Raw genomic sequence first — 21465 nt, forward strand, 5'->3', positions numbered from 1 at the left:
GGTGCAAGGGCCCTGGGCTGGGCGGCCCTTCGGGCTCAGGCCTCGCGTACGCCGCGTCGCCACACCTGGCTGACCAGCGGCACGCCCGGGCGGTAGGCCAGGTGCACATGGCTCGGTGCGTCGAGCAGGAGCAGGTCGGCGCGAGCGCCCGGGGTGAGGCGGCCGATGTCGTCGCGCCTCAGGGCCGCCGCGCCGCCCGCGGTGGCCGACCAGATCGCCTCGTCCGGGGTCATCCCCATGTCCCGTACCGCGAGCGCGATGCAGAACGGGACGGACGAGGTGAAGGACGAGCCCGGGTTGCAGTCGGTGGACAGGGCGACGGTGGCTCCCGCGTCGAGGAGGCGGCGGGCGTCGGGCCACTGGGCGCGGGTGGAGAACTCGGCGCCGGGCAGGAGCGTGGCGACCGTGTTGCCGTTCGCGAGGGCGTCGACGTCGTCATCCGTCAGGTGGGTGCAGTGGTCGGCGCTGGCGGCGTCCAGTTCGACCGCGAGTTGCACGCCGGGGCCGTAGGAGAGCTGGTTGGCGTGGACGCGGGGGTGCAGGCCCTTGGCCTTGCCGGCGGTGAGGATCGCGCGGGCCTGGTCGCCGTCGAAGGCGCCCTTCTCGCAGAAGACGTCGATCCAACGCGCGTGCGGCGCACAGGCGTCGAGCATCTCGCCGGTGACGAGGGCGACGTAGGCGGCCGGGTCGTCGGCGTGGTCCGGGGAGACGATGTGGGCGCCGAGGAAGGTGACCTCGTCGGTGTGGGCGGCGGCGATGCGCAGGGCGCGGGCCTCGTCCTCGACCGTCAGGCCGTAGCCGGACTTGGTCTCGAAGGTGGTCGTGCCCTGACGCAGGGCCTCGGCGAGGTAGTGCGTGAGGTTGCGCTCCAGGTCCTCGTCGCTCGCCGCCCTGGTGGCCGCGACGGTCGTGCGGATGCCGCCCGCGCTGTACGGCCGCCCCGACATCCGGGCGTTGAACTCCTGCGTCCGGTCGCCCGCGAAGACGAGGTGGGAGTGGGAGTCCACGAAGCCCGGGACGACCGCCCTGCCACCGGCGTCGACCCGATTGTCAGTGGCGGGTGCTTTGCTTTGATCACCGGTCCACGCGATGCGGTCGCCCTCGATGACGACGGCCGCGTCCTGGATCAGTCCGAGGGGGGAATTGTCACCGAGGGAGGGGTCGTTGGTGACCAGGGCGGCGATGTTGGTGATGAGCGTGCTTGCGGTGCTCGCGGAGTGGGCGGGGCTGACGGTCGTCGCGTTGCTCATGGCGTCCTTGGTGGCCTGGTCGGCTGTGGGGTCGGGTTCGGGGGCGGGCCGCGCGGGTGGGCGGCTCCGCGTCATCCGCGCAGGGCTTCGACGGCGTCCGCGAGGGCTTTCGGCACATCCGGTACGAGGGTGTGGACCCTGTCGCGCACGACATGCCGACCTCCCACGACCGTATGCGACACGTCTGCTGCCGACGCAGCGAATACCGCCGTCTCGGCCCCGAGCCGCGCAAGCGGCCCTGCCGTCCTGACCGAGTCGAGCGCGATCGTCGTGAGGTCGGCGAGCGCGCCGGGTTCGATGGCTCCGGCGCCGTCCCAGCCGAGGGCGGCGTGGCCGTCGGCCGAAGCCGCCCGCAGGAGGGCCGCCGCCGTCCAGTGACCCCGCGTCCGGGTGCGCAGGCGCTCGTTCAGCTCCATGGCGCGCGCCTCTTCGAGCAGGTCGATCACGGCGTGGCTGTCGGAGCCGAGGGAGAGCGGGGAGCCGGCCCGCTGGAGGGCGACGGCTGGTCCGATGCCGTCCGCCAGGTCCCGCTCGGTGGTCGGGCACATGCAGGTGCCGGTGCCGCTGCCGCCGATGAGGGCGACGTCCTCGTCGGTGAGGTGGGTGTTGTGGACGCCGGTGGTGTGCGGCCCGAGGACCCCGTGGTCGGCGAGCAGCCGGGTGGGCGTGCAGCCGTGGGCCTCCCGGCAGGCGTCGTTCTCGGCGGTCTGCTCGGACAGGTGCACATGCAGCGGGGCCCGCCGCTCCTCGGCCCACCGCGCCACGATCGCCAACTGGTCGGCGGGCACGGCCCGTACGGAGTGGATCGCCGCCCCGATCCGTGCGTGATCCCGGTCCTTGAGAACTGAACAGCGTTCGGCCCAGGCCTCCGCGCTGCCGTCGGAGAAGCGGAGCTGGTGGTTGTCGGGGGGCTGTCCGAAGCCGGAGGACAGGTACACGGTGTCGAGGAGGGTGATGCGGATGCCGGCGTCGGCGGCGGCCTCGACGAGGGCCTCGCCCATGGCGTTGGGGTCGGCGTAGGGGGTGCCGCCCGGCGCGTGATGCACGTAGTGGAACTCGCCGACGGACGTGACCCCCGCCAGCGCCATCTCCGCGTACACCGCGCGGGCGAGTTCGCGGTAGGTCTCGGGGGTCAGCCGGTCGGCGGTGGCGTACATGACCTCACGCCAGGTCCAGAAGGTGCCGGAGCCGACCTGGACCGTGGAGCGCAGGGCGCGGTGGAAGGCGTGGGAGTGGGCGTTGGAGAGGCCGGGGAGCGTCAGCCCGCGGAGGATCTCGGCGCCCGGAGGCGGGGTTTGCGTGCCGGTGCGGACGGCGGCGATGCGGCCGTCCGCGACCTCGACGGCCACTCCCGGCTCGACGTGGGTGCCGAGCCAGGCGTGTTCCAGCCAGTAGGTACGGGTCCGCTGGGTGGGCGTCACGTGCAGGCCAGTCCTTCCAGTACGTCGGCGAGGGCGATGACTCCGGCCACGCAGTCGTCCTCGGCGGCGAACTCGGCCGGGGAGTGCGAGACGCCCGTGGGGTTGCGTACGAACAGCATGGCGGTCGGGATGCTCCCGGACAGGATTCCGGCGTCGTGTCCTGCGCCGGTGCCCAGGACGGGGACCTTGAGCTCGGGTTCCCGCTCCTGGCCGAGGATGCGGGCGAGTTCGTCGCGCAGGGCGTGGTCGAACTCGACGACCGGCGTGAAGGACTCGCGGACGACGTCGAGGTCGATGCCGTGGGCTGCCGCGTACTCGCGGGCCGCCTTCTCGACGCCCCCGACGACACGGTCCAGGCTCGCCTGGTCCTCGGCACGGGAGTCGAGCCAGCCGCGCACCAGGGAGGGGATGGCGTTGACGCCGTTGGGCTCCACGGCGATCTTGCCGAAGGTGGCGACGGCACCGGCGAGTTCGGCCTCGCGGCGGGCGGCGAGCACGGTCTCGGCGTACGACAGCATGGGGTCGCGCCGGTCCACGAGCCGTGTGGTCCCCGCGTGGTTGGCCTCGCCCCGGAAGTCGAACCGCCACCGGCCGTGCGGCCAGATGGCGCTGGCGATGCCGACCCGGTCGCCGGACAGGTCGAGGGCACGGCCCTGCTCGACATGGAGCTCGACGAAGGCCCCGATGCGGGCGAGCCGCTCCGGATCGGCGCCGATGGTGTCGGGGTCGTAGCCGGCGGCCTCCATGGCCCGGGGCAGGCTGACGCCCTCGCCGTCGGTCAGCTTGTGGGCGCCCTCGACGGTGAGCTGCCCGCCGGTGAGCCGGGACCCGACACAGGCGAGCCCGAACCTGGCGCCCTCCTCGTCGCCGAAGTTGACGATGGCGAGGGGCTTGGTGAAGTCGGCGCCTCTGCCGCGCAGTTCATCGAGCGCGGCGAAGGAGGACACGACTCCGAGGGGCCCGTCGAAGGCGCCCCCGTCCGGCACCGAGTCCAGATGCGACCCGGTGACGACCGCGTCCCCGGCAGCAGGGTCCCCGAGCCAGGCCCACTGGTTCCCGTTGCGGTCGACCTCGTAAGCGAGCCCGCGCGCTTCGGCCTGCTCCTTGAACCAGGCCCGGCATTCGAGGTCCACACCGGTCCAGGCGAAGCGCCGGTACCCGCGGGAGGCGGGGTGCCGACCGATGGGGAGCAGATCGCGCCACATGTCGTGGAACGAGCGGCCGGCGGGCCCCGGCACAGGCTGTGGGCCCGCACTCGGCGACGAGACCTCAGCCCCCACCGAAGAGTTGCCGTGCCCGCCCGAATGCTGAGTCACGCGTCGTCACCTTCGCGCATCGGGACGCGGACGTCCCGCTCGTCGGCAACCGACTCCGCGATGTCGTACCCGGCGTCGACATGCCGGATGACGCCCATCCCGGGGTCGTTCGTGAGGACCCGGCGAATCTTCTCGCCGCCGAGCTTCGTGCCGTCGGCCACCGTCACCTGGCCCGCGTGGATGGACCGCCCCATCCCCACGCCGCCCCCGTGGTGAAGGGACACCCACGACGCGCCGGACGCCACGTTCACCATGGCGTTCAGCAGCGGCCAGTCGGCGATCGCGTCGGACCCGTCGAGCATGGCCTCGGTCTCACGGTAGGGAGAGGCGACGGAACCGCAGTCGAGGTGGTCGCGCCCGATGGCCAGCGGTGCGGCGAGCTCGCCCGAAGCCACCATGTCGTTGAAGCGCTCGCCGGCCTTGTCCCGCTCGCCGTAGCCGAGCCAGCAGATGCGCGCGGGCAGCCCCTGGAAGTGCACCCGCTCGCCGGCCAGCTTGATCCAGCGGGCGAGGGACTCGTTCTCCGGGAAGAGGTCCAGGATCGCCTTGTCGGTCTTGGCGATGTCGGCCGGGTCGCCCGAGAGGGCGGCCCAGCGGAAGGGACCCTTGCCCTCGCAGAACAGGGGGCGGATGTAGGCCGGCACAAAGCCGGGGAAGGCGAACGCGCGGTCGTACCCGGCGAGTTGGGCCTCGCCGCGGATCGAGTTGCCGTAGTCGAAGACCTCGGCGCCGGCGTCCATGAAGCCGACCATGGCCTCGACGTGCTTGGCCATGGACTCGCGGGCCCGGGTGGTGAAGCCGGCCGGGTCCTTGGCCGCGTAGGAGCCCATGTCGTCGAAGTCGACGCCCAGCGGCAGGTACGCCAGCGGGTCGTGTGCCGAGGTCTGGTCGGTGACGATGTCGATGGGGGCGCCCATCGACAGGAGCTGCGGGAGCAGTTCGGCCGCGTTGCCGAGGACGCCGATGGACAGCGGACGGCGGGCGTCACGGGCCTCGGTGGCCAGCTGGAGGGCGTGGTCGAGGGAGTCGGCCTTCACATCGAGGTACCGGTGCTCGATGCGCCGCTCGATGGCACGCGGGTCGCAGTCGATGCAGATCGCGACGCCGTCGTTCATGGTCACGGCGAGCGGCTGGGCGCCGCCCATGCCGCCGAGGCCGGCGGTGAGGGTGATCGTCCCGGCGAGGGTGCCGTTGAACTTCTTCGCGGCGACGGCGGCGAAGGTCTCGTAGGTGCCCTGGAGGATGCCCTGGGTGCCGATGTAGATCCAGGAGCCGGCCGTCATCTGGCCGTACATGGTCAGACCCAGCTGTTCCAGGCGCCGGAACTCCTCCCAGTTGGCCCAGTCGCCGACGAGGTTGGAGTTGGCGATGAGGACGCGCGGGGCCCACTCGTGGGTCTGCATGACGCCGACGGGGCGGCCGGACTGGACGAGCATCGTCTCGTCCTGCTTGAGGCCCTTCAGCGTGCGCACCATCGCGTCGAAGGAGCGCCAGTCGCGGGCGGCCTTGCCGGTGCCGCCGTAGACGACGAGCTTGTCGGGGTGCTCGGCGACCTCGGGGTCGAGGTTGTTCTGCAGCATCCGCAGGGCGGCTTCCTGCTGCCATCCCAGGGCACTCAGTTCCGTACCGCGCGGTGCTCGGACGGGGCGGGGTCCTGACATGGTCTGCCTCCCAGCGGACTGTGACTGCGAACTGTTGAGGTTGGTATTCACATCCTGGACGCCTGAATAGAACTAGTCAATACATCCGTGCGCCAGCATCGGCGCGTCCCGGATGTTTGGCTGGATGCGTGGGCTCCTACGACGACGCGACAGGGGGCGACGACATGACGGGGGATGTTGTGGACAACGGAGCGGGCAGCGGAGCCGGGATCCCGGCGCATGACGCGGAGCGGGTGGCCCGGCGGGACGAGGCGGTGCGGGCGGCCGTGGAGCAAGGGCTGCTCGGGCCCGGCACTCCGATCGCCGGCCTGCTCGACGTCACCGGCATCCGGGAGTCGGCGAGGGCGCTGCGGGCGGCGTTCGACGCGGTGGTGGTGCCGGGCACGCCCGTGCTGCACGCCTTCGCGGTGAAGGCGACCCCGCTGGTGGCGGTGGTGCGGCTGCTGCGCGAGGAGGGCATCGGCGCGGAGGTGGCGAGCCCGGGTGAGCTGGCGCTGGCACGGGCGGCGGGGCTGGGTCCGGAGATGACGGTCCTGGACTCGCCCGCCAAGACGCCGGCCGAGCTGCGGGAGGCGCTGGCGCTGGGCATCGCCGTCAACGCGGACAACCCGCAGGAGCTGGACCGCATCGACGCCCTGATGAGGTCGGCGGCCAGCCGCTCGCCGCTCGGGATCCGGGTGAACCCGCAGGTCGGCGGGGGTTCCATCGAGGCGACGTCCACGGCCACGGCGACGTCGAAGTTCGGCGTGGCGCTGCGCGACGAGGGGGCGCGGGAGTGGGTCGTACGGGCATATCAGGACCGCCCGTGGCTGACGCGGCTGCATGCGCACACCGGGTCGCAGGGCATCCCGCTGTCGCTCATGGCGCAGGGGGTCGCCGAGGCGTATGCGCTCGCCGAGGAGATCAACCGGCGGATCGGCCGGCGGCAGATCGACACGCTCGACATCGGCGGCGGGCTGCCGGTGAACTTCGCCTCGGACGTGACGACACCGACGTATGCGCAATACGTGCGGCTGCTGGGCGAGGCGGTGCCCGGGCTGTTCGACGGGCGGTACGGGCTGGTCACCGAGTTCGGCCGGTCGCTGCTGGCCAAGCACGGGACGGTCGTGGCGCGGGTCGAGTACGCCAAGAGCGCGGGCGGGCGGCCGGTGGCGGTGACGCACGCGGGGGTGCAGGTCGCCACGCGGACGGTGTACGCGCCGGGGAGCTGGCCGCTCAGGATCGCCGCGTACGACGGCAAGGGGCATCCGAAGGAGGGTCCGGCCGTGGTGCAGGACGTGGCCGGGCCGGCCTGTTTCTCCGGGGACCTGCTGGCCGAGGGGGCCGCGCTGCCGTTGCTGGAGCAGGGGGACTTCGCGGCGGCGCTGGACACGGGGGCGTACTACTTCGCGCACCACTACGCGTACAACTCCCTGGCCCGGCCCGGCATCCACGGTTTCGTGCCGGACGGGTCCGGGGGCATCGCCTTCGCGACCGTGCGCGAGCCGCAGACGCTCGACGAGATCGTGGCCGAATCGGGAGGGGCGCACGCGACCTCGCTCACCACCCTGGCCACGCCGGAGCGCCGTTGACGTAGGTCAATACCCAGCAGTACGCCATATGCGATCAAGCCACTGGAAAACAGGGTCAGTTGACCCACCCTAGTCACTCGGCGCATGTTCCACTGGAAAATGCCCGAACGCTCACTCACCGCACACACGTTGCGTAGTTTGGCGGTCACTCAGCCGGACCCCGAGGCGGGAGGGGAGCGACGGTGCCCGGAATCGACGAGTGCTTGCTGGAGACGATGCGGCTGCCAGGTGCGCGTGGTGCTGCGTTGGTCGACTGGACGAGCGGGCTGGCCCTGGGCACGGTGGGCGATCCTCCGGGCGGTGACCACGAGACGGCGGCCGCCGAGGCGGCGGAGCTGGCACGGCTGGCCGCCGAGCAGCACGCCTTCGGGCCGGAGGACGGCTCCGACGCCACGGATCCGCCCGTCGAGGACGTGATCCTCAGCAACCGGGACAGCTATCACGTGCTCCGGTTCGTGCCGACGACGTTCGACAGCAGCGTGTTCCTGTACCTGTGGCTGGCCCGCGCGGAAGGCAATCTCGCGCTGGCCCGCATCCGGCTGGGCGAGATGGCCGAACGGCTGGTGCTGTGATGACCGTGGTCACGCCACCACCGCGGCTGCCGGTACGGGACCGGCAGACTGCGCACCAGCGGGCGGGCGGTGTCTCCCCGATGCTGACCCGTCTCGCGGACGAGCGGGCCACCGGCGTCCTGGACCGCGAGCACGGCACGCTCCACCTCGCCGAGGGCCGGGTGGTGCACGCCGAGAGTCCGCTCGCTCCCGGTCTCGACGAGCTCCTCACGGCCCACGGCATGCTCGGCGCCGAGGCCTGGCGGGACGCCGAGGACAGCGCCGACGAGGGTCGGCTGCTGCGGCACGGTGTCACGCCGGGGGCGCTGGAGCTGGCGCAGGTGAGCGCCCTGTACGACGCCGCGTACTTCGCGCTCGCCCCCAGCAGCACGCCCGGCCGCTTCCGCTACGGCACCGCGCACTGGCTCGCCTCCGTGCATCCCGTGCCGGTCGTCGCCGTGGAGCGCGAGACGCTGCGCCGCCGGGCCCTGCTGCTGGGCATCTGGCCCGACCCGGCGACGGACGGCGCGCCCCTGATCCGGGCCGACCCGGTCGCGGCGCCCGCGGTGCCGCCCCGGCAGGCCGCCGTACTCGCCCGGGTGGACGGCGTACGGCGGGCCACGGACATCGCCCGGGAGCTGGGCAGACCGGCGTTCCACACGCTCGTGCACATACGGCGGCTGGCCGCGGCGGGGCTCGTGGCCCCGCAGCCGCCGCCCGCCGTCGAAGACCCCCCGTCCGACCCAGCCGATCCCTACATCGCGCTGCTGAAGAGGGTCAGGGATGCGCTGGAGGCCCTTTGACCGCAAACCCTTCGAGGACCGCGAGCCGCCCGGGCCGCCCGAGCCGCGGCGGTCCCGCGCCGAGAGGAGACACCTGATGGCGGCCGAGGCCCCGATACTCGACGAATTCCGCCGGCTCAGAGCCCGCGTGCCCCAGCTGACCGGAGCACTCGCGGCCGGTGTGGACGGCCTCGTCCTCGCCCACGACACCCCCGGCGTCGAACCGGACGGCCTCGCCGCCCTCACCGCCGCCGCGCTCGGCGTCGCGGTGCGGGTGACGGACGCGACCGGCCGCGGCGACTTCCGCGAACTGCTCATGCGCGGCACGGAGGGCTATGTGGCGACGTACGCCGCGGGCCGTACCGCCGTGCTGACGCTGCTCGCCCAGGACGGCGTCAACGTCGGCCGGCTGCACCTGGAGGGCCGCCGCGCGGGTGCCCGTATCGGGGAGCTCGTCGACGCGGAGGCGACTCCTGTGCGCCGCAGCCCTGCCAAGAGCGCGGCCAAGGAGCCCGCCAAACCCATGCCCACCCGCACGAAAACCGCGCGCGCCGCACGCACCAACACCAACGCGCGCACCACTACGGAGAGTTGAGAGGAACACACGTCATGGCCAACACCGAGACCACGCTGAAGGAATGCCTCGCTTCGATCGAGGGCGCGACCGGGGTCGCGCTCGTCGACTACACCAGCGGAATGGCACTGGGCACTCTGGGCGGCGGCAAGAGCTTCGACCTCAATGTCGCCGCCGCCGGCAACACCGACGTCGTCCGCGCCAAGATGCGCACGATGGAGCACCTCGGCCTGAAGGGCGGCATCGAGGACATCCTGATCACCCTCAGCGACCAGTACCACCTGATCCGGCTGATCGCCGGGCGCGGGGGCAACGGTCTCTTCCTGTACCTGGTCCTCGACGGCAAGCGCGCCAACCTGGCCATGGCCAGGCACCAGTTGAAGAAGATCGAGGAGGACCTGGAGGTCTGACCTACACGAGCGCCGCGGTGCGGCGGCGGGCCCCTCCGGGGGCCGCGTCGCCCGCGGCGACACCCGTGGTGCGGTAGCCCTTCACGGCCTTGCCCGCGGGGCGGCCGCCCCGGCCGTCGAGCCAGTCGACCCGCGCCCACAGCAGGGCCTTCCCGGCCCGCTCCAGCCGTCCGAGCCACGCGGCCTTGAGCCGCAGCCCGGCCCCGCACCCCGCGAGAAGCATCCCGCCCGCCGCCGGCACCGCGAAGGCGCTGCCCAGCGCGGCGAGGAACGCCAGGATCAGCCACCAGCGGTGGCCCCGGCGCCAGTTGCGCACGGCGACCGCGCGGTCCTGGAGCACGTCCTGCTTGCCGGCGCGGGTGGCCGAGCCGATCAGCGCGGTGTAGCGCTTGCGACGCACGGACGCCACCACGGCCACCGTGACGATGAACAGCGCGGCGCCGCCCAGCACGCCGATCCTGCGGCCCGTGATGCCCGGCACCAGCACGCCGGTCCCCGCCGCGAACACCCCGAGCCACCACAACGGCGCCGCCCCGGCCCGTACGACGACGGCCACCCGAGCCAGCCCCTGCCCTCCACCGCGTGCCACGTTCCGCCTCCCGTCCCAGCACTGTCCAGTAGCTGTGCGCGCACGCTAGCCAGCCAACGTGAGACGAGCCTTAAGAAGCTCTCAGGAACTCACTCGACGAACAGCCCCCGTACCGCCGCCCGCGCGTCGAACTCCTCCAGTCGCGCCTGGGCGTCGGGCAGGTCGTCGCACATCGCCTCCAGCAGGACCCGGCCCAGCAGCATCGGCGCGCAGGCCGTGTCGAAGGCGAGGCCCGTGCCGACGGCGGCGGGCAGCAGCAGGTCGGAGACCTTGGCGACCGGCGCGAAGGCGGAGTCCGCGACCGTCACGACCGTCAGTCCGGCCTCCTTGGCGTAGGCCAGGGTGTCCACGACCTCGCGCGGATGCCGGGGCAGCGCGAAGCAGAGCAGGGCCGTCGCGCCGGCCCGTACGGCGGCGTCGATCCGGTCGTGGATCATCGTGCCGCCCTCGTGCAGCAGCCGTACGTCGGGGTGGACCTTGGCGGCGAAGTAGGCGAAGCCGTACGCCTGGGAGGCCGCGGCCCGCAGGCCCAGCACGGGCAGGGGGCGGGAGGCCGCGAGCAGGCGTCCGGCCTTCTGCACCGGGCGCGGATCGGCGAGCACCTCAGCGAGGTGCCGCAGGTTCTCGATCTCGGCCTCGACGGCCTGCTGGTACTCGTTGTACGAGCCCGCGTCCGCCGCGGGCTCCACGGGCGCGACCTCGCGCAGGTGCCTGCGCAGGGCGGGGTAGCCGTCGAAGCCGAGGGCGACGGCGAAACGGGTCACGGACGGCTGGCTGACCCCGGCCAGCTCGGCCAGCTCCACGCTGGACAGGAACGGCACGTCGGCGGCCCGCCGCACCATGCTGTGCGCGATGCGCCGCTGAGTCGGGGTCAGCCGGTGCCCCTCGAAGAGCGCCTGGAGACGCGCGGCGGGGCTGTCGGCCCCATGGGACGTTCCGTGGGCCGTCCCGCTCGTGGTCCTGTCCGCGCTCATGCGGCGCTCCCCCTCCAGATGTCCGTGAACCGGTCCAGCAGTGCTGCCGCCGCCGTCACGTCGTCGGTGAGCGGACGGTCGGCCAGGTCGTCGTCGAGCACCGACTCGGCCAGCTCCAGCGCCCGGCTCACGCCGAGCTCCGGTTCGGGCCTGAGGCCGCGCAGCCGCAACGCCCGTACGGCGGCGACAAGTTCACAGCCGACGACGAGACGGTACGCGTCGCACGCGCGCAGTGTCTGCCGCGCGGCGAGCGAGGCGAAACTGGCCTGCTCCTCCACGCCCCGGGAGAGTACAGCGTGGCCGAGCGAGGCGGGGGCCGAGAACGCGCGCAGGTCGCCGAGGGCGGCACCGGCGGCGTACTCCAGGATCATCACGCCGGACGAGGCGGGCTCCTGGTCGGCGAGGAAGGGCTTCAGGCGGGTGTAGGCGGGCTCGTTGAGGGTCGACAGCCGGGACGTCGACAGCCGCGCCACCTGGGTCAGGGCCAGCCTGAAGTGGTCCAGGGAGAGAGCGAGTTGGGCCTGGTAGAAGCCGCCGTGGTGGTAGGCGGCCATGTCCTCGGGGGAGATGAGGGGGTTCTCGGCGGCCGCGTTGATCTCGACCGCCAGCACCTGCTCCAGGGCGTCGGCCGCGTCGTGCGCGGGGCCGTGGATCTGCGGCAGGCAGCGGAAGCCGTACGGGTCCTGGAGCCTGCCCAGCGGAGGGGTGGGCCGGTCCTCGGCGCCGATGAACTCCCGCATCTCGCGGGCGACTTCGGAGCTGCCCCGGTGCGGTCGGGCGGTGTGCACGGGAGCGGCGTACGCCTCGTGGGAGCCGTCGACGGCCAGCAGTGACAGCGCGGCGACGACCTGGGTGGCGGCGACGAGCCCGCGCAGTTCGTGCAGCGCGAGGGCGGCCTGGCCGAGGGTGAGGGCGTTGCTGCTGATGAACGCGAGGGCGTCGTTGTTGTCGAGCGGCTGCGCCTCGGGGGCGCCGGGCCCCCGCCACGGATGTTCGCCGGCCAGCGCGAGTCCGGTCTGCGCGAGCGCCGCCAGGTCGCCGGTGCCGACCGAGCCGAACTCGTTCACGACCGGGTGGGCGCCGCTCTCCAGCGCCTCGCACATCGCCGTGATGACGGTGGGCCTGAGGCCCGCGCCGCCGGCCAGCAGTTGGTTGGCCCGTACGGCGAGCATGGCCCGCACCTGCCGGGCGGGCAGCTCCGCGCCGATGGCGCCGGCGTGGCTGCGCAGCAGACGCAGACCGTGTTCGGCGGCGGCCTCGGTGGGCACGTCCTCGTTCCGGTTGGCGCCCACGCCGGTGGAACGGCCGTAGACCCGCCCGGTCGCGGCGATGAGGCGGGCGGCGTCCCAGGACGCCTCCGCGCGCTTCATCGCGTCGGTCGCGGCGACCGGCCGCGCGCTCCCGTCGGCGAGGCGTACGACGTCCTCGACGCCCAGCCCGATCCCGTCGAGGACGACCAGGGCGGTGTGCCCAGAAGTCACAGCACTCGGCGCGTCCACGATCCGAGACGACATAAAGCCCCAAGCTCCCCTCAATCCGGACATCGGGTCTTGCCTAGCGACCATCCGTTACTTCGGATTTACACCAACCCGTTGACAACCTATTCAGCTACCGAGAACTCTGCATGACGTTATACAGCCGGGCAAGGGACAACTCATGATCCAGTTCGACGCGGTCCACAAGCGCTTCCCCAACGGCACGACAGCAGTCCACGATCTCTCCCTGGAGATGCCGGAGGGCGGCGTGACCGTCCTGGTCGGATCCTCCGGTTGCGGCAAGACGACCACCCTGCGGATGATCAACCGGATGGTGGAGCCGACCTCCGGCACCATCCGGGTCGGGGGCAAGGACGTCACCCGGCAGGACGCCGCCGAGCTGCGCCGCTCCATCGGGTACGTCATCCAGCAGGCGGGCCTGTTCCCGCACCGCACGGTGCTCGACAACGTCGCCACCGTGCCGCTGCTGCTGGGCCACGGCCGCAGGAAGGCCCGGGCCCGCGCGGCCGAGCTGCTGGAGACCGTGGGCCTCACCCCCGACACCGGCAGGCGCTACCCGCACCAGCTCTCCGGCGGCCAGCAGCAGCGCGTCGGCGTGGCCCGCGCGCTCGCCGCCGACCCGCCCGTGCTGCTGATGGACGAGCCGTTCGGCGCGGTCGACCCGGTGGTCCGCACCCAGCTCCAGGACGAACTTCTGCGCCTGCAGAAGGAGCTGAGCAAGACCATCGTCTTCGTCACACACGACATCGACGAGGCCGTACGCCTCGGCGACCAGATCGCGATCTTCCGCACCGGTGGCCACCTCGTCCAGTGCGCCTCCCCCGCCGAGCTCCTCGCCCGACCGGCCGACGACTTCGTGGCCGACTTCCTCGGCGCCGAGCGCGGCCTGAAGCTGCTGTCGCTGCGGACCCTCGCGGACGTCCCGCAGGGCCCGGCGCCGGAGGGCGGCGACTGGAGCCTCGTACGCGACGAGGCCGGCAAGCCCCTGCACTGGCGTTCGGCGGACGCCGCCGAGATCCCGGTGCGACCGCTGAGGGACTCCGACTCCCTCCTCGCGGCCCTCGACGAGTCCATCGCCTCCCCCGCCGGCCTGATAGCCCGCGTCGACGCCGACGGTGTCCTCACCGGCGTCTCGTCCCGCGACGACATCCACGAGCACGCGGGCCAGGCGCACACCGAGGCCCGCGCCCACGCGGAGACCGAGGTGGCCGCATGACCATCGACTGGTCGTGGATAGGCGACCACACCGACGACCTCACCACCCTCACCGTCTCCCACCTGCAGGCCGCGCTCACCGCCGTCCTGCTCGGGATACTGATCTCGCTGCCCCTCGCGGTGATCGCCCACCGGGTCCGCCCCCTGCGCGGCTTCCTGCTGGGCCTGTCGAACGTGCTCTTCACGATCCCGTCGATCGCGATCTTCGTCCTGCTGCTCCCGGTCTCCGGTCTCACCCGCACCACGACCGTGATCGGCCTGACGGTCTACACGCTGGTCGTCCTGCTCCGGAACACGGTCGAGGGCCTCGACTCGGTCCCCGTGAAGGTGAAGGAGGCCTCGAAGGCGATGGGCACGCGCCCCCTGCGCACGCTCCTCACCGTCGAGTTCCCGCTCGCGCTCCCCGTGATCATGGCCGGGGTGCGGATCGCGACGGTCATGTCCATCTCCCTGGTCTCGGTCGCGACCTACATCGGCGACGGCGGCCTCGGCCAGCTCTTCACCGACGGCTTCCAGCGCAACTTCCCCACCCCGGTGATCGCCGGAGTGGTCCTCACCCTTCTGCTGGCCGTGGTCGCGGACGCGGCCCTGGTCGCCCTGCAGCACGTCCTGACCCCGTGGCGGAGGCGGCGAGCCTGATGTACGAACTCTTCAAGAACCTCGGCGACTGGCTGGTCAGCGGCGAACAGTGGTCCGGCTCGGACGGCATCGCGCACCGGCTCGCCGAGCACCTGCAGTACTCGCTGCTCGCCACCCTCATCGCGGCGGCGATCGGCCTCCCCCTCGGCCTGCTCATCGGCCACACCGGCAAGGGCGCCTTCGTCGCGATCAACCTCGCGTCCTTCGGCCGCGCGCTGCCGACCGTCGGCCTGGTCGTCCTGGTCTTCCTGGCCGGCGGGCTGTCCATGCTCCCGGTCTACGTCGCCCTGGTCGCCCTCGCGGTCCCGGCGATCGTCACCAACACCTACGCGGGGATGACGGCCGTCGACCCGGACGTGAAGGACGCGGCGCGCGGCCAGGGCATGCGCGCCCACCAGGTCCTCCTCCAGGTGGAGCTGCCGCTCGCGCTCCCCTTGATCATGACCGGCCTGCGCCTGGCCCTGATCCAGGTCGTGGCCACGGCGACCATCGCCGCGTACGTCTCCTTCGGCGGCCTGGGCCGCTACGTGTTCGACGGCCTGGCCCAGCGCGACCTCGTGCAGGTGCTCGGCGGCGCGGTGCTGGTCGCCCTGGTCGCCGTGGCCCTGGACCTGCTGCTCTCCGGCCTCCAGCGCTTCCTCTTCCGCCACCGCACTGCCTAGGGACCCCTCGATGAACCGACGCTCGACGAACGGACGCGCGATGAACCGACGCACCCTCCTCGGCGGCCTCTTCGCAGCGGCCTCCGTCCCCGCCCTCGCCGCCTGCTCCAGCGGCATCACGTCCCTCGAAAGCCAGGGCTCCGCCGGCTCCGGCGGCGGCTCCAGCAAGGGCGGCCTCACCATCGGCACCGCCAACTTCACCGAGAACCAGGTGCTCGGCCACCTGTACGCGGCCGTCCTGGAGGCGGCCGGCGTGAAGGTCACCGTCCGCCCCAACCTCGGCACCCGCGAGATCCTGATCCCCGCCCTCAGGGGCGGCGACATCGACCTGCTCCCCGAGTACCAGGGCGCCCTGCTGCACTACGTCTCCCCCAAGGCGAAGGCGACGGAGGAGGGCGAGATGCAGAACGCACTCACCATCGCCCTCCCCGACGGCCTCCAGGTGCTCCCGTACGGCATGGCCGAGGACTCGGACGCCTTCGCCGTCACCCGGGAGACGGCCGAGAAGTACGGCCTGACCTCCCTCGCCGACCTGAAGAAGCAGAACGGCAAGCTGGTGATCGGCGCGGCGCCCGAGGTGAAGAAGCGGGAGGTCGGTGCCGTGGGCCTCAAGGAGGTCTACGGGGTCGAGTTCAAGGAGTTCAAGTCCCTCGACTCCTCCGGTCCGCTGGTCAAGGGCGCCCTGAAGAAGGGCGACGTCGACGTGGCCAACCTCTTCACCACGGACACCGACATCCAGGCCAACGACTGGGTGGTCCTCACCGACCCCAAGAACCTCATCCCCGGCCAGCACGTCGTCCCCCTCATAGCCGACCGCAAGGCCGACGCCACGGTCCGCAAGGCCCTCGCCCGCCTCGGCAACACCCTGACGACCGCCCAGCTCACGGAGCTGAACCGGCTGGTCGACAAGGACAAGAAGGATCCGGAGGACGTGGCGGACGAGTACGCCAAGGAGCACGGGCTGGTGAAGTGACGGCGCACTGCCGTACGCCCCCATCCGAACAGGGGGGCTAACCCCAGTGCGGCCCCGGCCCCCGCTGCCTACCTTGGATCCCATGACCGGAATGGACGCGCGGGACACCGAACTCAAGAAGGAACTCAACGCCACCCTGCAGGCCCGCAGGGAGCTGGGCGACGAGTACGAGTCCGCGCTGGTCGACTCATTCATGGAGAAGGTCGACCAGCGCATCGACGGGGCGGTCGAGCGCCGCATGCGGCGTCAGATGGCCGAGCAGCAGATGGTGGCGGCCCGCGGCTCGCGGTCGCCGAGGCCGACGGACTCGTTCGGCGAGCGCTTCGGCTTCGCCATCGTCTCGCTGGTCCTGGCGATCCCGCTGTCCGGGATCGGTGCGGGCGTCGCCGACCTCCCGGGCCTGCTGGTCACCTGGGTCGGCATCGTCGGCGTCAACGTCGTCCAGGCGGCTCGCACCACCCCCGGCCTCTTCCAGGGCTGGCGCCGCAACGCCAAGAGCGAGGACCGCTGGGAGGGCTGACCCTCCGCACCGGCCCATGAGGTTCACGCCTGCCGGGTCGGCATGGCCATGATCTGCCGCAGGTTCACATGCCGCGGGCGGCTCGCAGCGTAGGCCACCACATCGGCGAGCTCCGCCGCCGACAGCGTGCCCATCGCCTCGACCATGCCGTCTACCTGCGCCGAGATCTCGTCGTTGTCGGTGTGGAGCCGCAGCTCGCTCTCCACGAACCCGGGCTCGATGTTGGTGACCCGTACGTCACGCGGGCCGAACTCGGTGCGCAGGCACTGGGAGAGATGGGTGATCGCCGCCTTCGTCGCCCCGTACACCGCGTAGTTGGGGAAAGCGAGGTGCGCGCCGACGGAGGAGATGTTCACCAGGTCGGCGGTGCGGCCCTCGGCGGCCGCCGCCACCAGGTCGCCGGTGAACGCCCGGACGACGCGCAGCACCCCGGTCACATTGGTGTCGATCATCCGCTGCCACTCGTCGAGCCGTCCCGCCTCGACGGGGTTGCCCAGCATGACGCCGGCGTTGTTGACGACGAGGTCCACGGCCCCGTACGCCTCGTGGACCCGCTCCGTGGCCGCGGCCACGGACGCGTCGTCGGTGACGTCGGCGACGACGCCCAGCGCCGCGCCTCCGCCCGCGGTGATCTTCGCGGCGAGCTCGTCCAGCCGCTGCCCGCGCCGGGCCAGCAGCGCGACCCGCGCCCCCTGCTCGGCGAGCAGCACGGCGACGGCCTCGCCGATCCCGCTCGCTGCTCCGGTCACGACGGCGGTACGGCCGGTCAGGTTCTCGTACGACATGGGATTCCTCCAGGTCAGGGAGGTGCCAGGGCGTGTCCCGGCGCCTTGCGGACACCACTCACCCTCCGCCGCCGCGCCCGCCCTACCCAGGGCTGCGTCGTTCCTGTGTCTGGCAGTACCAGGCTCACGCCCCGCCGTCCGTCTACGCTCGAAACCATGGACGGGGACCTGGGAGACTTCCTGCGCTCACGCCGCGGCCGTATCCAGCCGGAGGAGGTGGGGTTGCCCTCGTACGGGCGGCGCCGCGTTCCGGGGCTGCGCCGCGAAGAGGTGGCGCAGCTGGCCGGAGTGAGCGTCGACTACTACGTCCGCCTCGAACAGGGCCGGGGGCAGAGCGTCTCGGATGCCGTCCTGGACGCGATCGCGCGGGTGCTGCGGCTGGACGAGACGGAACACGCCTATCTGCGTACGGTGGCCCGGCCCCGTGACCGAGCCATCCGCCGCCAGGACACGGCTCGCGTCCGCCCGGGCGTCCAGACGCTGCTGGACAGCATGGACCGCACGCCCGCCTTCGTCATCGGCCCCCGCATGGACGTCCTCGCCTGGAACTCTCTCGCCGACGCGGTCAGCGACTACGGCCGTACGGCTCCCGCCGACCGCAACATCCCCCGGCACGTCTTCCTCGACCCCGACTCCCGGACCCGCTACCCGGACTGGTCCGCGATCGCCGCGCAGGCGGTCGCCCATCTCCGTCTGAACGCCGGCCACCGCCCGGACGACCGCAAGCTGTGTGCCCTCGTCGGCGAACTGTCCCTCCAGAGCGAGGACTTCCGCCGGCTCTGGGCCGACCACCAGGTCGAGGCCTGCATGTCCGGCACGAAACGCATCCAGCACCCGCTCGCGGGCCTGCTGACCCTCCCGTACGAGACCATGACCATCCAGACGGAACCGGACCAGACGATGGTGGTGTACACACCGGAACCGGGCTCGGAGACGGCGGAGCGGCTTGCGCTGCTGGGGAGTTGGGCCGCGGCGGAGGCGGGCTGAGGCTGCCGACGCTCCCGCGCGACTCTCGAACAGAGCAATGCGCGGGGACCGCCGCACCCCCGTTTCCGGGGGGCGGGACGACGGCGGTCCCCGCGAGGGACGTCGACCGGGTCAGGGCCAGGTCTCACGTCCGGGCGTCCATGGAGGTCCGGGAGCCGCTCCGGAGGTCCTTGGACGTTCGGCGCCGGCCCGGGCGGGGAGCCGCTCCCGCCCCCTGCCGACACCAACTAATGTGCCCGACCCGTGTTAAGCGGGTGCTGCGTGGACGTGACGCGCTCGTACCAGTTCCGCGACGCTCCGAGCGGCGCCGGTCACCGCAAGTTCGCCGCGGACACGGGCCGTTCACCGCAGGTTTGCCGCTACTTCCCGCTCTTGGCGAGGAAGGCCAGCAGGTCCTGACGGCTGATCACACCGGTCGGCTTGCCCTCGACGAGGACGATCGCCGCGTCGGCCGCGCCCAGCACGGACATCAGGTCCGCGACCGGCTCACCGGAGCCGACCTGCGGCAGCGGGGCCGACATGTGCTTCTCCAGCGGGTCCTCCAGCGAGGCCCGCTTGGTGAACAGGGCGTCGAGCAGCTCGCGTTCGACGACGGACCCGACGACCTCCGCCGCCATGACGTCGGGGTGGCCGGCGCCCGGCTTCACGATCGGCATCTGCGAGACGCCGTACTCGCGCAGCACCTCGATGGCCTCACCGACCGTCTCGTCCGGGTGCATGTGGACGAGGGACGGGATGGCGCCGTGCTCCTTGTCGTCGAGGACGTCACTGACACGCGCGCTCGGGCCGGTGTCCTCGAGGAAGCCGTAGTCGGCCATCCACTCGTCGTTGAAGATCTTGGAGAGGTAGCCGCGGCCGCTGTCCGGCAGCAGCACGACCACGACGTCGTCCGGGCCGAGCCGCTCGGCGACCCGCAGCGCGGCCACGACGGCCATGCCGCACGAGCCGCCCACCAGCAGGCCCTCCTCCTTCGCCAGCCGCCGGGTCATCTGGAAGGAGTCCTTGTCGGACACGGGGACGATCTCGTCGGCGACGGTCCGGTCGTACGCCGTCGGCCAGAAGTCCTCGCCGACGCCCTCGACGAGATACGGCCGACCGGACCCGCCGGAGTACACGGAGCCCTCGGGGTCGGCGCCGACGACCTGCACCTTGCCGTCGCTGGCGTCCTTGAGGTAGCGGCCCGTACCGGAGATGGTGCCGCCCGTCCCCACACCAGTCACGAAGTGGGTGATCTTCCCCTCCGTCTGCTCCCACAGCTCGGGGCCGGTGGAGTGGTAGTGGGAGAGCGGGTTGTTCGGGTTGGAGTACTGGTCCGGCTTCCAGGCGCCCGGCGTCTCACGGACCAGCCGGTCGGAGACGTTGTAGTACGAGTCCGGGTGCTCGGGATCGACGGCGGTGGGGCAGACGACCACCTCGGCGCCGTAGGCCCGCAGCACGTTGATCTTGTCGGTGCTGACCTTGTCGGGGCACACGAAGATGCACTTGTACCCCTTCTGCTGGGCCACGATGGCGAGGCCGACGCCGGTGTTGCCACTGGTCGGCTCGACGATCGTGCCGCCGGGCTTGAGCGCGCCGCTCTCCTCCGCGGCCTCGATCATGCGCAGAGCGATGCGGTCCTTCACGGAACCGCCCGGGTTGAAGTACTCCACCTTGGCCAGGACGGTAGCCCGGATGCCCTTGGTCACGTTGTTGAGCCTCACCAGCGGGGTGTTGCCGACGAGACTGATCATCGAGTCGTGGAAATGCACCGTTGTCTCCGGATGCTGCAAAAGAAGTGGTCTTAGTTCCGCCAGCCTATGGCCTGCACGGGGCCCATGACGGTCGTTCACTCCTCGTTGGGATTGGGCCACGGTCCGTGCGGGGCAAGCAGTTGATGTACGGCTATGAGGAGGTGGCGGCGACGCATGACGAGCATGTCGAGGGCGAGGGTGGCACGGCGGATCGCGGCGGGCGCCGCGTACGGCGGAGGCGGCATCGGTCTGGCGGGGGCGGCGGCCGTCGGTCTGGTCCTCGCCGAGGTGCGGATGGCCCGGCGTCATGTGGGCAACGGCACGAGCAACCACGTACCGAACGCCGACGGCCGGTACGGCCGCCTGTACGCCACTCCCGGCGAACCGCCCCTGCGCCTGACCATCCTGGGTGACTCCACGGCCGCGGGGCAGGGCGTGCACCGGTCGGGGCAGACCCCGGGGGCGCTGCTGGCGTCCGGGCTGGCGGCGGTGGCGGAACGCCAGGTGGTGCTGCGCAACGTGGCCCTGCCGGGCGCCCGCTCGGACGACCTGGACCGCCAGGTGGCCCTGGTGCTCGCCGATCCGGCTCTGGTGCCCGACATCTGCGTGATCATGGTCGGCGCGAACGACGTCACGAACCGCATGCCGGCCACCCGCTCGGTACGCCACCTGTCCGCCGCGGTACGGCGTCTGCGCACGGCAGGCGCGGAGGTCGTGGTGGGCACCTGCCCCGACCTCGGCACGATCGAGCCGGTCCAGCAGCCGCTGCGCTGGCTCGCCAGACGGGCCTCACGCCAGCTGGCGGCCGCCCAGACGATCGGTGTCGTCGAACAGGGCGGCCGCACGGTGTCGCTGGGCGACCTGCTGGGCCCGGAGTTCGCGGCGAACCCGCGCGAACTCTTCGGCCCCGACAACTACCACCCCTCCGCGGAGGGCTACGCCACGGCGGCGATGGCCGTCCTGCCGACGCTCTGCGCGGCCCTGGGCCTGTGGCCGGCGGAGGAGGAACGCCCCGACGTCACCCGCCGCGAGGGCTTCCTCCCGGTGGCCCGTGCGGCGGCCGAGGCCGCGTCGGAGGCGGGCACGGAGGTCACGGCAGCCATGCCGACCGGCCCGAAGGGGCCCTGGGCCCTGCTCAAGCGGAGGCGCCGGCGGCGGGTGCAGGAGGCCGAGCCCACGTCCACGCCGTCCAGCCCGTCCGGCGTGTGAGGACGAGGCCCGTTCCCAGCGACCCCGAGAGAGCCAAGCAAGCGCTTAGAAAGCTGCGGCAAAGGTCACATGCCCATCCCCGTGACCCGATGCGTACGTACGGGTAACTTCCCTCACAGCCCTGCCCGACCCCCCGGTATGCCCACCCGT

General features: G+C 72.1%; 21 protein-coding genes. 12 read left to right on the forward strand and 9 right to left on the reverse strand.

The features are described 5' to 3' along the window. Window positions 1-35 precede the first annotated feature (35 nt). From hutI to hutU, 4 genes are all read right to left on the reverse strand, one after another. Window positions 36-1325, reverse strand: coding sequence for an imidazolonepropionase (gene hutI, locus ACZ7M7_RS38230; protein WP_383626463.1), 1290 nt, complete (start codon window positions 1323-1325; stop codon window positions 36-38). Then, window positions 1322-2671: a formimidoylglutamate deiminase gene (locus tag ACZ7M7_RS38235; RefSeq protein WP_472125190.1), complete on the reverse strand. Its 1350-nt coding sequence runs from the start codon at window positions 2669-2671 to the stop codon at window positions 1322-1324. Before ACZ7M7_RS38235 ends, hutI begins: the two co-directional genes overlap by 4 nt. Further along, complete coding sequence (locus ACZ7M7_RS38240; RefSeq protein WP_369276212.1) at window positions 2668-3876, reverse strand: allantoate amidohydrolase; 1209 nt, start codon at window positions 3874-3876, stop codon at window positions 2668-2670. The genes ACZ7M7_RS38235 and ACZ7M7_RS38240 overlap by 4 nt, the downstream gene beginning before the upstream one ends. Before the next feature lie 107 nt (window positions 3877-3983). Then, on the reverse strand, window positions 3984-5648 hold the full coding sequence (gene hutU / locus ACZ7M7_RS38245) for a urocanate hydratase (protein WP_383613424.1): 1665 nt from the start codon (window positions 5646-5648) through the stop codon (window positions 3984-3986). Between the two features lie 164 nt (window positions 5649-5812). Here hutU and ACZ7M7_RS38250 point away from each other — a divergent pair, with 164 nt between their 5' ends. From ACZ7M7_RS38250 to ACZ7M7_RS38270, 5 genes are all read left to right on the forward strand, one after another. Beyond that, a complete protein-coding gene (locus ACZ7M7_RS38250; protein WP_472125193.1) occupies window positions 5813-7219 on the forward strand; it encodes a type III PLP-dependent enzyme domain-containing protein in 1407 nt (468 codons plus the stop codon). A gap of 182 nt (window positions 7220-7401) precedes the next feature. After that, window positions 7402-7791 carry a hypothetical protein gene (locus ACZ7M7_RS38255; RefSeq protein ID WP_383613429.1) on the forward strand — a complete coding sequence of 130 codons (390 nt, stop codon included), beginning with the start codon at window positions 7402-7404 and terminating at the stop codon, window positions 7789-7791. Beyond that, the gene (locus tag ACZ7M7_RS38260; RefSeq protein ID WP_383613432.1) at window positions 7791-8573 is read left to right on the forward strand and encodes a transcriptional regulator; all 783 of its coding nucleotides are present in this window, start codon (window positions 7791-7793) and stop codon (window positions 8571-8573) included. The genes ACZ7M7_RS38255 and ACZ7M7_RS38260 overlap by 1 nt, the downstream gene beginning before the upstream one ends. A 76-nt stretch (window positions 8574-8649) precedes the next feature. Continuing rightward, window positions 8650-9147, forward strand: coding sequence for a roadblock/LC7 domain-containing protein (locus ACZ7M7_RS38265; protein ID WP_383613435.1), 498 nt, complete (start codon window positions 8650-8652; stop codon window positions 9145-9147). A gap of 14 nt (window positions 9148-9161) precedes the next feature. Beyond that, a complete protein-coding gene (locus ACZ7M7_RS38270) occupies window positions 9162-9536 on the forward strand; it encodes a roadblock/LC7 domain-containing protein (protein ID WP_359044022.1) in 375 nt (124 codons plus the stop codon). A gap of 1 nt (window position 9537) precedes the next feature. On the opposite strand, the gene ACZ7M7_RS38275 is transcribed toward ACZ7M7_RS38270, so the two are convergent. The 3 genes from ACZ7M7_RS38275 to ACZ7M7_RS38285 form a co-directional block, all read right to left on the reverse strand. Further along, window positions 9538-10125 (reverse strand): hypothetical protein, encoded by a 588-nt coding sequence (locus ACZ7M7_RS38275; RefSeq protein ID WP_472125197.1) that lies wholly within the window; start codon window positions 10123-10125, stop codon window positions 9538-9540. A gap of 89 nt (window positions 10126-10214) precedes the next feature. Beyond that, window positions 10215-11099, reverse strand: a complete 885-nt coding sequence (locus ACZ7M7_RS38280) for a MurR/RpiR family transcriptional regulator (RefSeq protein WP_383613441.1) — start codon at window positions 11097-11099, stop codon at window positions 10215-10217. Beyond that, a complete protein-coding gene (locus ACZ7M7_RS38285; protein ID WP_472125200.1) occupies window positions 11096-12613 on the reverse strand; it encodes an aromatic amino acid ammonia-lyase in 1518 nt (505 codons plus the stop codon). Before ACZ7M7_RS38285 ends, ACZ7M7_RS38280 begins: the two co-directional genes overlap by 4 nt. Window positions 12614-12755: 142 nt before the next feature. Between ACZ7M7_RS38285 and ACZ7M7_RS38290 the strand changes: the two genes are divergently transcribed. From ACZ7M7_RS38290 to ACZ7M7_RS38310, 5 genes are all read left to right on the forward strand, one after another. Then, window positions 12756-13811, forward strand: a complete 1056-nt coding sequence (locus tag ACZ7M7_RS38290) for an ABC transporter ATP-binding protein (protein ID WP_472125203.1) — start codon at window positions 12756-12758, stop codon at window positions 13809-13811. Continuing rightward, a complete protein-coding gene (locus ACZ7M7_RS38295) occupies window positions 13808-14449 on the forward strand; it encodes an ABC transporter permease (RefSeq protein ID WP_472125206.1) in 642 nt (213 codons plus the stop codon). Before ACZ7M7_RS38290 ends, ACZ7M7_RS38295 begins: the two co-directional genes overlap by 4 nt. Continuing rightward, complete coding sequence (locus ACZ7M7_RS38300; protein ID WP_383613595.1) at window positions 14449-15111, forward strand: ABC transporter permease; 663 nt, start codon at window positions 14449-14451, stop codon at window positions 15109-15111. Before ACZ7M7_RS38295 ends, ACZ7M7_RS38300 begins: the two co-directional genes overlap by 1 nt. Window positions 15112-15151: 40 nt before the next feature. Beyond that, on the forward strand, window positions 15152-16084 hold the full coding sequence (locus tag ACZ7M7_RS38305) for an ABC transporter substrate-binding protein (RefSeq protein WP_472125209.1): 933 nt from the start codon (window positions 15152-15154) through the stop codon (window positions 16082-16084). Window positions 16085-16175: 91 nt separating this feature from the next. Further along, window positions 16176-16604: a hypothetical protein gene (locus tag ACZ7M7_RS38310; RefSeq protein ID WP_383613598.1), complete on the forward strand. Its 429-nt coding sequence runs from the start codon at window positions 16176-16178 to the stop codon at window positions 16602-16604. Window positions 16605-16627: 23 nt separating this feature from the next. Here the strand turns inward: ACZ7M7_RS38310 and ACZ7M7_RS38315 are convergent, their stop codons facing one another. Beyond that, entirely contained in the window at window positions 16628-17389 is a 762-nt protein-coding gene (locus tag ACZ7M7_RS38315) for an SDR family oxidoreductase (protein ID WP_383613455.1), read from the reverse strand. 156 nt (window positions 17390-17545) lie between these two features. Between ACZ7M7_RS38315 and ACZ7M7_RS38320 the strand changes: the two genes are divergently transcribed. After that, a complete protein-coding gene (locus ACZ7M7_RS38320) occupies window positions 17546-18376 on the forward strand; it encodes a helix-turn-helix transcriptional regulator (protein ID WP_383613457.1) in 831 nt (276 codons plus the stop codon). 359 nt (window positions 18377-18735) lie between these two features. Here ACZ7M7_RS38320 and ACZ7M7_RS38325 read toward each other — a convergent pair whose 3' ends face one another. Then, entirely contained in the window at window positions 18736-20124 is a 1389-nt protein-coding gene (locus tag ACZ7M7_RS38325) for a cystathionine beta-synthase (RefSeq protein ID WP_383613460.1), read from the reverse strand. A gap of 156 nt (window positions 20125-20280) precedes the next feature. Here ACZ7M7_RS38325 and ACZ7M7_RS38330 point away from each other — a divergent pair, with 156 nt between their 5' ends. Beyond that, window positions 20281-21315, forward strand: a complete 1035-nt coding sequence (locus ACZ7M7_RS38330; protein WP_383613463.1) for an SGNH/GDSL hydrolase family protein — start codon at window positions 20281-20283, stop codon at window positions 21313-21315. The last annotated feature ends 150 nt before the right edge of the window (window positions 21316-21465 follow it).

The sequence above is a fragment of the Streptomyces sp. NPDC111606 genome (assembly GCF_055656945.1).

Excerpts from the sequence above, each read along its gene's own strand:
- ACZ7M7_RS38295 (WP_472125206.1), top strand. The coding sequence starts at position 13,808 with ATGACCATCGACTGGTCGTGGATAGGCGACCACACCGACGACCTCACC.
- ACZ7M7_RS38320 (WP_383613457.1), top strand. The coding sequence starts at position 17,546 with ATGGACGGGGACCTGGGAGACTTCCTGCGCTCACGCCGCGGCCGTATC.
- ACZ7M7_RS38310 (WP_383613598.1), top strand. The coding sequence starts at position 16,176 with ATGGACGCGCGGGACACCGAACTCAAGAAGGAACTCAACGCCACCCTG.
- ACZ7M7_RS38330 (WP_383613463.1), top strand. The coding sequence starts at position 20,281 with ATGACGAGCATGTCGAGGGCGAGGGTGGCACGGCGGATCGCGGCGGGC.
- ACZ7M7_RS38285 (WP_472125200.1), bottom strand. The coding sequence starts at position 12,613 with ATGTCGTCTCGGATCGTGGACGCGCCGAGTGCTGTGACTTCTGGGCAC.
- ACZ7M7_RS38305 (WP_472125209.1), top strand. The coding sequence starts at position 15,152 with ATGAACCGACGCACCCTCCTCGGCGGCCTCTTCGCAGCGGCCTCCGTC.
- ACZ7M7_RS38260 (WP_383613432.1), top strand. The coding sequence starts at position 7,791 with ATGACCGTGGTCACGCCACCACCGCGGCTGCCGGTACGGGACCGGCAG.
- hutU (WP_383613424.1), bottom strand. The coding sequence starts at position 5,648 with ATGTCAGGACCCCGCCCCGTCCGAGCACCGCGCGGTACGGAACTGAGT.
- ACZ7M7_RS38315 (WP_383613455.1), bottom strand. The coding sequence starts at position 17,389 with ATGTCGTACGAGAACCTGACCGGCCGTACCGCCGTCGTGACCGGAGCA.
- ACZ7M7_RS38290 (WP_472125203.1), top strand. The coding sequence starts at position 12,756 with ATGATCCAGTTCGACGCGGTCCACAAGCGCTTCCCCAACGGCACGACA.
- ACZ7M7_RS38240 (WP_369276212.1), bottom strand. The coding sequence starts at position 3,876 with ATGTGGCGCGATCTGCTCCCCATCGGTCGGCACCCCGCCTCCCGCGGG.
- ACZ7M7_RS38250 (WP_472125193.1), top strand. The coding sequence starts at position 5,813 with ATGACGGGGGATGTTGTGGACAACGGAGCGGGCAGCGGAGCCGGGATC.
- ACZ7M7_RS38270 (WP_359044022.1), top strand. The coding sequence starts at position 9,162 with ATGGCCAACACCGAGACCACGCTGAAGGAATGCCTCGCTTCGATCGAG.
- hutI (WP_383626463.1), bottom strand. The coding sequence starts at position 1,325 with ATGACGCGGAGCCGCCCACCCGCGCGGCCCGCCCCCGAACCCGACCCC.
- ACZ7M7_RS38300 (WP_383613595.1), top strand. The coding sequence starts at position 14,449 with ATGTACGAACTCTTCAAGAACCTCGGCGACTGGCTGGTCAGCGGCGAA.
- ACZ7M7_RS38280 (WP_383613441.1), bottom strand. The coding sequence starts at position 11,099 with ATGAGCGCGGACAGGACCACGAGCGGGACGGCCCACGGAACGTCCCAT.
- ACZ7M7_RS38265 (WP_383613435.1), top strand. The coding sequence starts at position 8,650 with ATGGCGGCCGAGGCCCCGATACTCGACGAATTCCGCCGGCTCAGAGCC.